The following is a 14596-nucleotide window of genomic DNA, read 5'->3' on the forward strand; positions in this document are numbered from 1 at the left end:
TCAAATAATTAGGAAAAACAATGAATTTATTCAAAACGATAATAACGGGATTGACTTGCGGAGTTTTAGTGGCAGGCTGTGGATCGCAAAGCTCAGGTGATACGGCTGGCGAGGAAGTGATTATCTATAGTAATGCTGATGAGGAGGCAGTCGAGGTTATTCAAGAGGTGCTTGATGAGGCAGGCTTTGAAGGTCAATATATATTTCAATCATTCGGAACGGGTGAGCTTGGTGGACGACTATTAGCAGAAGGAAAAAATATTGAAGCTGATATGGTGACAATGAGCTCGTTTTATATCGAAAGTGCTCAAGCAAAGAACCCAATGTTTAAAGCGTTAGCATTTACGGCAAATCCACAGATTGCGACGCCTAATTACTATGCACCGATCCTCAGCTTTACGGGTGCCATCTTACTCAATACCAAAGAGATGGAAGCCAATAATCTCTCCATACCTACCAGTGCCAAAGACTTAGCAAATCCTATTTATAAAAATCAAATTTCTATAGTTGATCCAAATGGCTCATCAACTGGTTGGTTGTTTGTACAGGATATTGCTGCTGAATATGGCACCGATGCTGAAGGTCAACAAATCATGAATGCTATTCGTGAAAATGCAGGACCTAATTTAGAGCTATCTGGCTCTGGTCCTCTTAAAAAGGTAATGGCAGGTGAGGTGCCTATCGGTTTTGGTCTACGTCATCAGGCAGTCGCTAATAAAGCAAAAGGTTTACCAATTGATTTTGTGGATCCCAGTGAAGGTAATTACACATTGACTGAATCGGTTGCTGTTATTGATAAGGGAGAGAAGACCAATCCTAAAGCAATGAAAATGGCTGAATTAATTGTCACTAAAGCTCGCCCAGGTTTATTAGAGATTTATCCAAATATTGTGTATGACGGTGAGACAGTAGCTGCTGAGAATCAGATTGATAATTCTAAGACCTATCCAGAGCCATTAACTGCCGAGCTGTTAGATAAGCACCGTGCTTTTTTCCATGGTGAGTAATTTTAGTTGAATCAAAATAATGCCCATTCATGCTTAGCTATATTAGTTCATAGGTTAAGCAAGTAGAGGGCTAATTAATAAAGATGTATGGGAAGAGCAGATATGACAATGAGCAAAATACTTTCTGATAAAAAATACGATGTCGTCGTCGTAGGTGGCGGCATCGTTGGGCTGGCAAGCGCCTACGCCGCCGTTAAAAAGGGGCTGAGTGTTGCAGTTGTAGAACGCCAGTCTCAGAACAAAGATGCTTCTGTTCGTAATTTTGGATTTGTGACCGTTAGTGGTCAGCGTCGAGGTGAGCATTGGCAACGCGCCATGCACTCGCGTAATGTTTGGGCCGAGATTGCGCCAAAAGCAGGTATTCAGATAGAGCATATCGGTCTGCATATGTTAATGCAGCGACCTGAAGCGGTAGATGTTGCACAAGCTTTTTTAAAGACTGAAATGGGTGAGGGGTGCCGACTACTGACACAGTCTGAAATTAATGAAGCCGCGCCTTATTTGAACAAGGGAGAAGGGGTGTTATATAGCCCGCATGAGCTTAGAGTGGAGTCCAATACTGCAATTGCTAAGCTGGCCCATTGGTTACAAGAGACGCAGAGTGTGGACTTTTATAATCATACCACGGTGACTTCGGTGGAATTACCAAAAGTGCATACTAGCCGTGGTGTCCTTAACGCTGAGCATTGTGTGGTCTGCCCAGGAGCTGAGTTTACTGGCTTATATCCAGAAGTACTCGCTAAGACCAAAGCTAAGATGTGCACACTAAATATGATGCGAGTCATGCCCAAACAAGCATTTAGATTAACTGCTGCTGTCATGTCAGATTTAAGCTTTGCCCGTTATGATGGATTTGCTCAGTTACCTGAAGCTACGGTACTAAAAACCTTACTAGACGATATTCAAAGTGTAGAGCGTCAAGCAGGTGTCCACCTAATTGTGGTTCAGTCTGAAGATGGCTCACTAATCATTGGCGATAGTCATGACTATAGTGATAGAGAACTACCGTTTAGAGACACTCGAATTGATGATCTAATCATTAATGAATTTAAGCAGGTGATGGATATTGGTGAGATAGATATTACTCAGCACTGGTTGGGTGTATATCCAAGTGCAGATGACGTGGTATTTAAGACATCACCTGAAAAGGGCGTGGTGGTCGGTGCAGTCACCGGTGGTACAGGGGCATCAACAGGTTTCGCATTTGGCGAAGAATTAATTGAATTGGTATTGGAGTCAAAGCAATGAATACAGTAAATAATAATATAATAAGCAGTAGCTCACATAGTGATAGTTTAAACAGTATTAAAAATAATTTTTTTGATATTAAGCTCTGTGTGTTTGATATGGCTGGCACAACAGTAGATGAAGGTAACCTAGTCTATAAAACCGTACGTAATGCCATCAATGAAGTACTGATGCGTGCTGGCAAGTCAGATAAACAAGTGAGTCTTGAGTTATGTTTAGAGTATGGTGCAGGGAAAGAAAAACGCAACGCCATCCGCGATATTTTGGACATGATAGATTTATCTGATGCTGATATTGAATCGTTAACGGATACGGCGTTTGCAGCCTTTAAAGACAGTCTTACAATTGCTTATAGCAAGGACACCTTATCTGAGTTTGAAGGCATGTCAGAGTTGTTCGAGCAGTTAAAGGCGAGCGGTCGTAATGTGGTATTAAATACAGGATATGATGCTAAGACTGCTAATAAAATTTTGACTATCTTAGGGTGGTCTGTGGGGGATCAAGTAGATGCACTAATAACAGCAGATGATGTAAAAAATGGGCGCCCAGCTCCTGATATGATTACTCTTGCGATGAAGCAGTTTAATGTTGATAACGCACAGCAGGTGTTAAAAGCGGGGGATAGTGGTATCGATATTGAGGAAGGTAAGAATGCAGGATGCGGGCTGGTTTTAGGTGTGCTATCTGGTGCACAAAATGAGCAGCAACTAGTGGAATATTCACCTGATGCGGTTTTAGACAAGCTGACTGATTTAAAGGCGCTTATTTAGCTTAAAGCTTCAATATATAAAAAATAGTAAAGCCATAAGAGCAATGACTTTTATGGCTTTTTAATTTGGCTATGCTATCAATAAGCGCATAACCGTTGAACTGTAAGGTTTCTTCAGCATAGATCATTTTCAACCCACAATACAAATCCGCAAATTTACCCTGCGTAAATAAAATATTTATTCGCTTATTTGTATCAGTACCAGTAAAATGCGAGACTGTTTTCTACACGAGTTTATGAGTAACCAATGATACGTTTAACTGAAATTAAATTGCCATTAAATCATGCACCTGAAGATCTAACGACTGCTATAACGACAAAACTTAAAATTTCTGCTGAGCAAATGGCGTCATTTGTGATGTTTAAACGTGGTTATGATGCTCGTAATAAAAGAAATATCCAATTAATTTATACGCTAGACATCACACTGACCGATTCAGATTTAACACATGATTTATTGGTTCAATTTGAGTCAGACAACCATGTTAAGGCAACACCAGATACCAGCTACAAATATATTGGCCAAGCGCCAGAGGATTTAACTGAGCGTCCTGTTGTTATTGGTTTTGGACCTTGTGGTTTATTAGCAGCACTTACCCTGGCTCAAATGGGTTTTAAACCTATTATCATTGAACGCGGTAATGAAGTAAGACAACGCACCAAAGATACCTTTGGCTTTTGGCGTCAGCGTAAATTAAACACAGAATCAAACGTACAATTCGGTGAAGGCGGAGCGGGTACTTTTTCCGACGGTAAATTATATAGCCAAGTGAAAGATCCCAATCATTACGGCCGTAAAGTAATGACAGAATTTGTAAAAGCTGGCGCACCAGATGAAATTTTATTTGTTAGTAAACCGCACATAGGTACTTATAAGTTAGTCACCATGGTAGAAAAAATGCGTGCTGAGATTATAGCACTCGGTGGGGAAGTGCGTTTTGCGACTCGCGTAGATGACTTGCATATCACTGACTCAAAAGTAACTGGTGTGACCCTTAATACTGGCGAAACCTTAAAAACCAGTCATGTTGTTCTTGCTGTTGGTCATAGCGCCCGTGATACCTTCCAAATGATCCATGATAAAGGCGTATATGTTGAAGCAAAACCTTTTTCAATTGGCTTTAGGATTGAACATAAACAGTCAACCATAGACCAAGCACGCTTTGGTGACAATGCTGGAAACGAAATACTTGGCGCTGCGGATTATAAACTGGTTCACCATTGCAAAAATGGTCGTTCTGTCTATAGCTTCTGTATGTGTCCAGGCGGAACCGTGGTTGCCGCAGCATCAGAGGAAGGCCGTGTTGTCACTAACGGCATGAGCCAATATTCAAGGAACGAGCGTAATGCCAACAGTGCTATTGTTGTAGGCATTGACCCAGAGCGAGATTACCCAAACCATCCTCTTGCTGGTATCGACTTACAAAGACAACTAGAAACCTTAGCGTTTGAATTAGGCGGCAAAGACTACAGTGCACCAGCGCAAACCATTGGTGATTTCTTAAAAGGAAAACCGGACTCAGAATTAGGCGATGTAAAGCCGTCTTACACACCGGGCATTACCTTAACCGACTTAAGCAAAGCGTTACCTGACTTTGCTGTGGATGCGATACGTGAAGCCATTCCAGCGTTTAATAAAAAAATCAAAGGATTTTCATCTGATGATGGGTTACTCACTGGCGTAGAAACCAGAACATCGTCACCAATCAGCATTAAACGCAATAAAGAATTCCAAAGCATTAATACCAAAGGCTTATTCCCAGCAGGCGAGGGTGCTGGCTACGCAGGTGGCATATTATCAGCAGGGATTGATGGCATCAAAGTGGCCGAAGCTGTGGCAAAATCGATGCTGAACATAGAATAAGAGCGGCTTTCAACAGATCCTAAACCTCTTACCTAAATAAAAAAATGTGATTGATAAAGCCTTTCAAGCTATGAAATATAAAGCTTGAAAGGCTTTTTTGTGTTTTGAGGATGATGAATTGCTTTTGTGTTTTTAATGGACTTTTAGGTTCTAAGTGCTTTGAAATCAAAAGCTTTGACTCGCACCTCATTTTATAAAAACATGAATATTATTCACTTTTTGATATAATATAACGAAAAATTTTAAAATAAAACCAACTCAAAAGATTCTTATATTAAATAAGGACAATCTATTTATAGTGATGCTAGAGAATAACCAACATAGACCTACCTTTAGATGATTTTTGAGGCCTGAATATTACTAATATTTTCAAAAGATTGTTACTACTTGACCCTTGACAACAGTTGATGATATATTTCGTAGCGTGGCGGATTCCAACCAAATTTAGGGTGTTTCGATAAATAATCTTAGGAATAAAAATAAATGATAAAAAGATTTGATCGGGCGGATGTTGAAAAGCTTTCACTAGAGTTTGCTAAAGAGATGATCGATTTTAGCGATGGCGGTAGTAATGCAATGATTGAAGATCATTTAATCAAACGTGCTACAAACATGGCTATTGCTTGGCTTGAAGGAGAGGATTTACGTTCGAAAATGTTTGAGCAACAATGTGCTAACTGGATCGATTTGGCTGAGGTAGATATTTCAAGCCTTAATTTAGAGTCATATAAAAAATATTGGTTTATAGCGCGCGAGCACGGTTCTACTAATCCGCTTGAGTTGATTCATGGTAAATTTATAAAGCCAGTTGAAAGTAAGCTTGTAAATGCTGGAAAATACAATAAATACTATGCCTCGTTCGCTGATATTCAAGATGACAGAGGCACCAATTACATAGCTCAGTATATTATCCCTGCAGAAGATGGGGCGATATTTAATCAAGACTTTGAGCCATTAGCACCCAAAGGTGTAGTGGTTAAAAATAAAAGCTTTTCGTCTACTATACATATACAGCCGAAACATTAATGTTCGTGTAAGCGATGACAGCCCCTAAAATATTAATAAGTCATCTTGGTAACAAGGCGGCTTTTTTTATGCCTGATTGATTTAGTCGCGCTTAGCACATGCCATGAGGCACCAGTTAGCAGATGACGATTGCGACATACTATGTGAACCGCCCCGAAATTGTCGGAGACTTAACATTCTGAGAGAATACGACAATGAAAAGACAAACCTACACTCCTGAGATTAAAGAACGCGCCGTTCGCATGTTGATAGAGGTAGCAGGCGACTATCCATCCGCTACACTTCTAGTATGACTGACTCTGGCATTATCGCTTCTGTCGGCACGACTGGTGATTCATATGACAATGCATTGGCTGAAACGGTCGACGGGCTTTATAAGTCTGAGGTGATGCATTATTTAAAAGAGAGCTGGAATGGGGTTAACGATGCTGAACTGGCAACTCTTGAGTGGGTAGACTGGTTTAATAAAACCCGTTTGCATAGCACGATTGGTTATGTGTCACCTTTTGAGTTTGAAAGACGGTATTATGATAATCTTAATCTGTTAGGTGAAGCTGCCTGACTCAAGCAAATCAACCTCCGATATAGTCGGGGCGGTTCACTAATGTGTAAATAAAGACCGCCACCATCAGTTAAGGTATATGGTTTATCCAAAGGCTTTGCCTTATCGACTTGAGTATTGGTAAGGGGTTTGACGGTTTTTGCCATTTTTACAGTATCCTGTACAGTACTTTTGCGCTCATACTGTATAGAATACTGTAAAAATTACAGTAAGCAAGGGGTAATTATGGGTACATAAGGTAAGTTTTGGACAATAAAAAACCCCTGAAAGCCTTATTAATAGGGCGTTAAGGGGTATTTTGTTATATTCATGTGGTGCGCCCACCACGCTTCAATCATAAAGCTACAAGCCTTTTATATAAGGGTATAAAGGTTTTAAAATTATTCTATGCACAACAATATGTACAACATTTCGCTATCGCTAACCTGTCTTTTTAAATGATTAGGTAAAGCAAATAAGAATATATAGAATAGCATTTTTACAGCTTTGATTTAGTAAGCTGTGAAATAGTTAGATTATCTATGTATTTTATTATAAAACCTATGCACACATTAATCAGAATTAGTCGGGTACAAATAAATTGGTAACGCACGGTTTACCTTCTTCAATGCTACAACCATCGCCGTACATCAATTTACCTTCACCATCTAACTCGGCTATCGCATTTTTTCCAACAATCGTATAATAGCTTTCACCGTCAGCTATTCGCATCATTGGGCTATATTGGCCTTCATATAATACATATGTATTACTTGGCATACCTCCTGTGTGCCCTTCTATAGTAGTATGTCCTTTTTTGTCTATCTTAATACCCATCATCGTTGCGTTTGCTCCAACAAAATCAAAATATAGTTGTCCTACAAATGGAAGTTCTAATTTTGTAATATTATCCATTTCGATTTGAGCTGCCAAGATATCTGCTTCTGCCTGTGCGACGTTCGTATCAGCATTGGCAACTTCAGATGAACAAGCTGTTAAAAGCATTACGCCTAAAACAGAAGGAATAAGTTTGTTAATTAATTTCATGTTTTAAGTTTCCTCAAAGTTTATCAAATAAAAATCACAATACAGTATATTTAAATCATTATGCAACTTTGCTTTCAAGTCCTTTCAAGTCCTTTCAAGTCCTTTCAATGGCCTTCAATTATTAACTTAGCAGCTCTTTCATGGTGTCAAATTGCTAAACGCTGTGCAAGTGCAACTATAGACTGATTTAGTTAAGCGTTTTTCACGTGTTTACTATGCGTTTGTGCTTATCAAGTCATATCCCAACTATACGAAACCATACCTTATCACTGCTACTGATTGGTCTATTAGGCGTTGTAATAGATCCACTCAGTCATGGACGTATCTTATTGATGGCTAATAGCGCACACGCAATAGTGGCGCTTAAATTTGTGCGTTTATTATGCGTTTATTATGCGTTTATGTGCGTCTGCTAATGCCCACAGACAGTGATTATCTAAATTTAGCATAATTTATGCGTGCGTTTATTATGCGTTTCATTGCATTGTTCCTAGTGAGTCTTATAATACTTGCCAGCATATAGCGCGTCTGCAGTACGATTATTAGCATGACGAACCACGGCATCAGCTCGCAACTATTCGCACTTACTCGTAAAAATTGAAGTAGGTCTGTGTACTAAAAAAACTAACCTTTGGATGCACAGTGACGACTGGCAATGGAATATATTGTTGTGATCTACTGATACCAAAATCAACTTGCGCTTTGCTTGCATGGGGTTATTTTGCTAAACGCACATAGTACGTCGAATCTTTATACGATGAAATATATGACTATTCCTACAAATCTCACATTCAGACTTGCCGAGTAATGTCGAATACCCTTATGATGGTTATATTTTGTCTAGGATGGGGTATCACCTCATCGCTGATATACGATCTAACACCTCTATTCCTGCCCAACAAACAATAAGACGAACCCATGACCAAAAACTTCTCTCAAACAGCGGCTTTCATCTGGTCTGTCGCTGATCTATTGCGCGGTGACTTTAAGCAATCTCAATACGGTCGCATCATCTTGCCATTCACATTACTGCGTCGCCTAGAGTGCGTCTTAGAAGAGACCAAAGCAGCTGTGGTTGCGGAGAGTCAGCGCATTGCTGAGATGGGATTGCCAGAGGAAGCGCAAGAGAAGTTCATCATTCGTGCCAGCAAGCGACCGTTCTACAATATCTCGCCGATGGATCTCAGCAAGATGGGTCAAAGCGATATCAAAGATAACCTCAATACTTACGTTCAATCTTTCTCTAAAGACGCGCGTGAGATATTTGAGCACTTCAAGTTTGAAGAGTTTGTCGGGCAGCTAGCCGATGCTAACTTACTCTATAAAGTTGTGCGGATGTTCGCCACTACTGATCTCAGTCCCGAGACAATCTCTAATCATGAAATGGGCTTTGTGTTTGAAGAGCTGATTCGCCGCTTTGCTGAAAGCTCAAACGAAACCGCAGGGGAGCATTTTACCCCGCGCGATATCGTGCGCTTGACTACCTCACTGGCGTTTATGGAAGATGATGACGCGCTGACCAAAGACGGCATTATTCGCACCATTTACGACCCTACAGCAGGCACAGGCGGTTTCCTATCCTCTGGTATGGAGTACGTGCTAGAGCTAAACCCTGATGCGGTCATGCGTACCTATGGGCAAGAGCTCAACCCTGAGTCTTATGCCATCTGTAAAGCCGACATGCTGATCAAAGGGCAAGAGGTCAATAACATTAAGCTGGGCAATACCTTATCTAGCGATCAGCTGGTCGCTGAAAAATTCGACTACATGCTATCGAATCCGCCATTTGGGGTGGACTGGAAAAAGATATCAGGTGAGATTAACGATGAGCATACGCAAAAAGGCTTTGATGGTCGCTTTGGGGCGGGCTTGCCGCGGGTGTCCGATGGCTCGCTATTATTCTTGATGCATTTGATTAGCAAGATGCGTCCGATTACTGATAATGCCAAAGATGCAGATAGCAGCAGCAATCAGGGCAGCCGTATCGGTATTATCTTAAATGGGTCACCGCTATTCACAGGCGGCGCAGGGAGTGGCGAGAGTGAGATTCGCCGTTATATCCTTGAGGCCGATTTGCTAGAGGCGATTATCGCCTTGCCAACTGATATGTTCTATAACACGGGCATTGCCACCTATGTATGGGTATTAAGTAATAAGAAAGCACGCGCGCGTAAAGGTCACGTGCAATTGATTGATGGTAGTAACCTATACGGCAAGATGCGTAAATCATTGGGCTCTAAGCGTAATGAGATGTCTGATGATGACATCAAGACTATTATCCGTAGCTTTGGTGACTTTGAAGTGGTCGATGCGCGTGTGCTAGATAAGCCTGAAGAGGTGAAGTCTAACCGTGGCCGTCAATCTGCCAATCCTAAAGCGGAACCCGCCAAGACCTTTGCCAGTAAGATATTTGCCACCCATGAATTTGGCTATCGCCGTATCACCATTGAGCGTCCACTCCGTCTATCGGCTCAGCTCTCTGACAGCGCCATTGATAGCTTACGCTATGCGCCCAAACCGTTCGATATGGTCATGCCAGCGCTATATGAGGCCTTTGGTAGTGACTGGACGACTGATAGCGACACCGATTCTGATACAAGCAACTATGGCGACTTATCGGCGGTCACGACTGAGGCGCGCGCGATGATCAAGGCGGACTTCTCCGAGCTAAAAGAAACGCAAGTCAAAGACGTACTAGCGGCTAAGCTCTGGCAAACGCAACTTACCCTAATGAATAAAGCCAAAGCATTGCAAACAGCTATCGGTGAAAACCAATTCGATGACTTTAATGAATTTGATAAAGTGTTTAAACAAGCGTTAAAAGATGCTGATATCAGCCTAGACACTAAAGAGAAGAAACAATTGCTAGATGCCATCACTTGGAAAAATCCTGAAGCAGAACCCGTTATCAAAAAAGCGGTTAAGGTTGCCAATCCACTGTATGGTGCGTTTAGCTATAAGCCAAGCAATTCAGACAAGCCAGCCAAAATCGTTGAGTTCCAAACCGACAGCGACTTACGCGATTATGAAAACGTGCCGCTGAATCCTGAAGTGACCACCACTGAGCTGATTGAAAGTTACTTCGCGCGAGAAGTACAGCCGCATGTGCCTGATGCGTGGATCAATAGTGACAAGACTGATGCTATCGATGAAGAGGTTGGTATTGTGGGCTTTGAGATACCGTTTAACCGTCATTTCTATGTGTACGAGCCACCACGTCCGCTGAGTGAGATCGATGCAGATTTGGATGCGGTCAGTACTGAGATTATGCAGTTATTGGGTGAGGTACATTCGTAATGGCTGAATCAATAACGAAGTATCAGCAGTATGCAGAATATAAGGATTCTGGGGTTGAGTGGTTGGGAAAGATTCCTAAAGAATGGGAAATGTGGAAGATAGCACACGCTTATTTGGAAATAGGTTCTGGTACTACGCCACCTTCCAGTAACGAAGCATGGTATGTTGGCGATATTCCGTGGGTAACAACGGGAGAGTTAAGAGAGAAAATAATCCTTGATACTAAAAAGAAAGTCTCTAAAAAAACTATTAAAGCATTTCCAACTTTAAGAATATATCCAGTTGGCTCAATCGCTATTGCAATGTATGGCGCAACTATTGGTAGGCTAGGGATATTAGGAGTTGAAGCAACAACGAATCAAGCTTGTTGCGTCATGTCGCAATCAAATGTGATATTCAATAAGTTTTTATACTATTGGATGCAAGCTTTTAAAGATGACATAGTGCGTTTATCTTCTGGTGGTGGGCAACCTAATATTAATCAAGAAACTGTAGCTTCTTTAAAGGTCTCCACGCCTAGATACAAAGAGCAAGTTCATATTACCAACTTCCTCGACCATGAAACCGCCCAAATTGACACCTTAATTGATAAACAACAAACCCTGATTCAACTGTTAAAAGAAAAACGCCAAGCAGTCATCAGTCATGCGGTGACCAAAGGCTTAAACCCTGATGCACCGATGAAAGAGTCGGGCGTTGAGTGGTTGGGGAGTGTGCCGGAGGGTTGGGAGGTTTTACGTCTTAAGCATTTAATAAGTTCATTAGATTCAGGATGTAGTGTAAATGCAGCCGATACTCCTGCACAGGATAACGAAATTGGAGTTCTGAAAACTAGCTGTGTATATACAAGAACGTTTAGAGTTGAAGAAAATAAAACGGTATTCAAGGAAGATCTAAGCCGAGTAAAGTGTCCTATTCGTAAAGGGGCAATTATTATTAGTCGTATGAATACTCCTGATTTGGTTGGTGCGAGTGCAATTATAGACGTTGATGCGAAGAATATTTTTCTCCCAGATCGCTTATGGCAAACGAACTTTAACAATAATTTTGATTTAGCACCTGAGTTTTTAGCAAGTTTTATGACTATAAGAGGTTTTCGCAACCAAATATCTTTAGCGGCAGAAGGTGCTAGTAGTAGTATGCAAAGCATATCTAAAGAAGATTATTTGTCTATTAGCTGTATTCTACCGCCTATAAAAGAGCAGCGAAAAATTGTTAATCATATTGAAGAAATGCAAAATAAATTCAATGGTTTAGTCAATAATGCAGAACAAGCCATTCAACTTATGCAAGAACGCCGCACCGCTTTAATCTCTGCTGCAGTTACGGGTAAGATTGATGTGAGGGGCTGGGTTGCGCCCGAAAGCCGTTGAAATAAAAAAATAAAAGGACTTATAGAATGAAAAATTTTACTGTAGCAGCTTTATTAGGCGCAATAGCAGTCACCACTAGCGCCCAAGCGCAGACTTATGAGTGGCGCTCGGAAATGAAGTCTTGTCAATATCGAGGTGATTTTGATAATAATAAATATACTGCCAAACAAATAGAGAATTCTCATTTTGTATTGAACAGTTTGACGAGAGCAAATCTTGAAAGTTTTTCTGAGCCTATGAGCAATAATTTTTCAGACAATATATCGTCGAAAGACCCAGAGGTACTGACTAAAGAGTATAAGCAAGCCAAGAGACATGTAGAACGACTTGATATAGTGCCCGAAGCACAGACCTATAAACAACAGCTACTTAAGACTATTGATGGCGAATATAAAACGGCACAATTGGCTATTTTGGCTTATCAAAATCCTAGTGAAGCACTCAAGCAAAGCCCGCCGCTGTGTCAGCATTATGTAGAGGCTTTATTGCAAGATGAAATAGCAGTGCAGAATAAATGGCAGCAAGTGGTGGAAGAAAATATTCAAGATAAAGTACGTACAGGTGATTTGGGTGATGAGTTTTATCGTAAGATTGAGATGAGAGATTATCAAGAACAAAAGTCACTGAGTGCTTATTTTTATGCGCGAAACGCTATTGTGTCTTCTGGGTTTTACAACTGTGTTAAGAGTACCGCTTATCGCCCTGAGCTAAAGACAGTGTCTGCTAATTATGCAAAGCTTAATCATAAAATATTTGACGGTAAATACACAGCGCAATGCGCAATGCACCAAGAGTAGACCTCTTGCAAAAGTAAAAAATAGAGATCATCAAAGGTAGAAAGTATCAGATCATTGGTATCAATAAAGTATGGTTGATTGTTTAATTCAATTTGACTGGCTTTAAAAAGCATCCTAAAAAGAATAGTGAGTTAAATGTTTGCTCGATTAATAAATATCAAAATAAGCAAGGCGAATGAAAAAAAGGACTCCAATGATGAAAAGGTATTCGTTGATAGCGGTAAGCGTATTACTGACTGTGCCTAGTATTGCAACAGCCGAAGTCTACAAATGGCAAGACGATCTATGCGATATGAAAGGGAGTTTTGATAATAAAAAGTACAGCGCCAAGCAAATCAAAAATTCCCATCTCGTATTGGATCGTTTAACCAGATTAAATCTGGAAAGCTTCTCTTCACCCACGAGTGTTGATGCGCTAGATAAACTATCTATGAAAGACTTAGATGTCTCGACCGAAGAGTATAAGCAAGTAAAGCGTGATACTGAGCGTCTTGATGTTGTACCTGAAGCGAAAGGCTATAAACGAAACTTACTCAAAACGATTGACGCAGAGTATGAAAAAGATCGATTAGTCATTTTAGGCTATCTAAACCCTAGTGAAGCCCTCAAACAAAGCCCTCAGATGTGTAAAAACTATATTGAACCTTTCATGCAGAACGAAGCGGCGGTGCAAAATAGATGGAAACAGTTTGTTGAAGAGCAAATTCTGGAAACAAGTGAGTATGGGGCTGATGAACTAGAACGATATCGTAAAATTGCGACCCAGCGCTATCAGGAAGAAAAGGTAAGTAACTCTGCTAAGTATGCCAGAATAAACTTGATAACTTTTGGCTTTGGTAATTGCGTGAATGATCAGGTTTATCATGCTGACTCTGAAAAAGTCTTTAAAGACTCTCAAGCGCTGAATAAGACGTTATTTGGTAAGAGCCTGACGATGGTGTGTGAGGAACCGTAGAGTTGATTTAAGCGTATCAAAAAATAGAGTGAGCTATGAAAAACAACGTCATAAGATATCGAAAAATAAGAGGCCTGAACCGCCGTAAGCGCGCTATTGAGCAATGGGGTGATAATCGTAAGAGCCTTAATATTGAGCTGCTGAATCAAGAAAAAAGAGACTACGTTAAATTTCGGGTACAACCATGGTCGCGCTTGCCTTTAGGCAGTAGTATTTATCCTCAGCCAACAGGGGACTGTAAGTATTTACTGATCAAAAACCTGCAAAAAATCTATCAGTCATGGCAAGGCACTTTAAAGGGTATGCAAACTCCTTATTACCTACAAATTTGGCTATACGAAGAATATATCAGTCAATCCCAAGTGGTTTGTACGATAGAGAACTATAAAGACTTTTATCATAATACGTTTGAGCCTGTAGATGAACAGCCCAAAAACGGTATTCGAAGTTCTATTCATTACAATGCAAACACTGAAAAGTATCTAGGTTGTCATAGTTGGCAGCTTAGTCGGCATATTGAAGCTTATGATATGACTGATGAAGATAGTAGAGAGATGGTGCAAGAGACTGACCCTAGTAAGATATTAAGAACAGAAACTATTAATGGTCGAGAACATAAGATCGTTGAAATTAATAAAGTATGGTTGATCTCATAAGCCTAATTTATAACCT

Annotated in this window: 11 protein-coding genes and 1 pseudogene; 11 read left to right on the plus strand and 1 reads right to left on the minus strand. The window is 40.5% G+C overall.

Features of this window, described 5'->3' with window-relative positions; genetic code table 11:
* Window positions 1–20: 20 nt before the first annotated feature.
* The 6 genes and pseudogenes from RH96_RS02490 to RH96_RS02515 all read left to right on the plus strand — a co-directional run.
* Window positions 21–1007 carry an ABC transporter substrate-binding protein gene (locus tag RH96_RS02490; RefSeq protein ID WP_010196954.1) on the plus strand — a complete coding sequence of 329 codons (987 nt, stop codon included), beginning with the start codon at window positions 21–23 and terminating at the stop codon, window positions 1005–1007.
* 102 nt (window positions 1008–1109) lie between these two features.
* Complete coding sequence (locus RH96_RS02495; protein WP_010196957.1) at window positions 1110–2255, plus strand: TIGR03364 family FAD-dependent oxidoreductase; 1146 nt, start codon at window positions 1110–1112, stop codon at window positions 2253–2255.
* Entirely contained in the window at window positions 2252–3025 is a 774-nt protein-coding gene (locus RH96_RS02500; protein ID WP_010196958.1) for a phosphonatase-like hydrolase, read from the plus strand. Before RH96_RS02495 ends, RH96_RS02500 begins: the two co-directional genes overlap by 4 nt.
* A 246-nt stretch (window positions 3026–3271) precedes the next feature.
* The gene (locus RH96_RS02505; protein ID WP_010196960.1) at window positions 3272–4888 is read left to right on the plus strand and encodes an NAD(P)/FAD-dependent oxidoreductase; all 1617 of its coding nucleotides are present in this window, start codon (window positions 3272–3274) and stop codon (window positions 4886–4888) included.
* 483 nt (window positions 4889–5371) lie between these two features.
* Complete coding sequence (locus RH96_RS02510; protein WP_010196961.1) at window positions 5372–5914, plus strand: hypothetical protein; 543 nt, start codon at window positions 5372–5374, stop codon at window positions 5912–5914.
* A 241-nt stretch (window positions 5915–6155) separates the two neighbouring features.
* Window positions 6156–6476: pseudogene (locus tag RH96_RS02515) on the plus strand (integrase core domain-containing protein); the annotation flags it as partial.
* 561 nt (window positions 6477–7037) lie between these two features.
* Here the strand turns inward: RH96_RS02515 and RH96_RS02520 are convergent.
* Window positions 7038–7502 (minus strand): hypothetical protein, encoded by a 465-nt coding sequence (locus RH96_RS02520; RefSeq protein WP_010196965.1) that lies wholly within the window; start codon window positions 7500–7502, stop codon window positions 7038–7040.
* A 918-nt stretch (window positions 7503–8420) separates the two neighbouring features.
* Here RH96_RS02520 and RH96_RS02525 point away from each other — a divergent pair.
* From RH96_RS02525 to RH96_RS02545, 5 genes are all read left to right on the plus strand, one after another.
* Window positions 8421–10799, plus strand: coding sequence for a type I restriction-modification system subunit M (locus RH96_RS02525; protein ID WP_010196968.1), 2379 nt, complete (start codon window positions 8421–8423; stop codon window positions 10797–10799).
* Entirely contained in the window at window positions 10799–12172 is a 1374-nt protein-coding gene (locus RH96_RS02530; protein ID WP_010196971.1) for a restriction endonuclease subunit S, read from the plus strand. The genes RH96_RS02525 and RH96_RS02530 overlap by 1 nt, the downstream gene beginning before the upstream one ends.
* 26 nt (window positions 12173–12198) lie before the next feature.
* Window positions 12199–12969: a hypothetical protein gene (locus RH96_RS02535; RefSeq protein WP_010196973.1), complete on the plus strand. Its 771-nt coding sequence runs from the start codon at window positions 12199–12201 to the stop codon at window positions 12967–12969.
* Between the two features lie 196 nt (window positions 12970–13165).
* Window positions 13166–13924, plus strand: a complete 759-nt coding sequence (locus RH96_RS02540; protein ID WP_010196976.1) for a hypothetical protein — start codon at window positions 13166–13168, stop codon at window positions 13922–13924.
* 35 nt (window positions 13925–13959) lie between these two features.
* Complete coding sequence (locus RH96_RS02545) at window positions 13960–14580, plus strand: hypothetical protein (protein WP_010196978.1); 621 nt, start codon at window positions 13960–13962, stop codon at window positions 14578–14580.
* Window positions 14581–14596 lie beyond the last annotated feature (16 nt).

It is taken from the genome of Psychrobacter sp. PAMC 21119 (assembly GCF_000247495.1).
GTDB classification, from domain to species: domain Bacteria; phylum Pseudomonadota; class Gammaproteobacteria; order Pseudomonadales; family Moraxellaceae; genus Psychrobacter; species Psychrobacter glaciei.

Coding starts and splice junctions, on each gene's coding strand:
- RH96_RS02545 (WP_010196978.1), top strand. CDS start 13,960: ATGAAAAACAACGTCATAAGATATCGAAAAATAAGAGGCCTGAACCGC.
- RH96_RS02520 (WP_010196965.1), bottom strand. CDS start 7,502: ATGAAATTAATTAACAAACTTATTCCTTCTGTTTTAGGCGTAATGCTT.
- RH96_RS02535 (WP_010196973.1), top strand. CDS start 12,199: ATGAAAAATTTTACTGTAGCAGCTTTATTAGGCGCAATAGCAGTCACC.
- RH96_RS02525 (WP_010196968.1), top strand. CDS start 8,421: ATGACCAAAAACTTCTCTCAAACAGCGGCTTTCATCTGGTCTGTCGCT.
- RH96_RS02505 (WP_010196960.1), top strand. CDS start 3,272: ATGATACGTTTAACTGAAATTAAATTGCCATTAAATCATGCACCTGAA.
- RH96_RS02500 (WP_010196958.1), top strand. CDS start 2,252: ATGAATACAGTAAATAATAATATAATAAGCAGTAGCTCACATAGTGAT.
- RH96_RS02495 (WP_010196957.1), top strand. CDS start 1,110: ATGACAATGAGCAAAATACTTTCTGATAAAAAATACGATGTCGTCGTC.
- RH96_RS02530 (WP_010196971.1), top strand. CDS start 10,799: ATGGCTGAATCAATAACGAAGTATCAGCAGTATGCAGAATATAAGGAT.
- RH96_RS02510 (WP_010196961.1), top strand. CDS start 5,372: ATGATAAAAAGATTTGATCGGGCGGATGTTGAAAAGCTTTCACTAGAG.
- RH96_RS02540 (WP_010196976.1), top strand. CDS start 13,166: ATGAAAAGGTATTCGTTGATAGCGGTAAGCGTATTACTGACTGTGCCT.
- RH96_RS02490 (WP_010196954.1), top strand. CDS start 21: ATGAATTTATTCAAAACGATAATAACGGGATTGACTTGCGGAGTTTTA.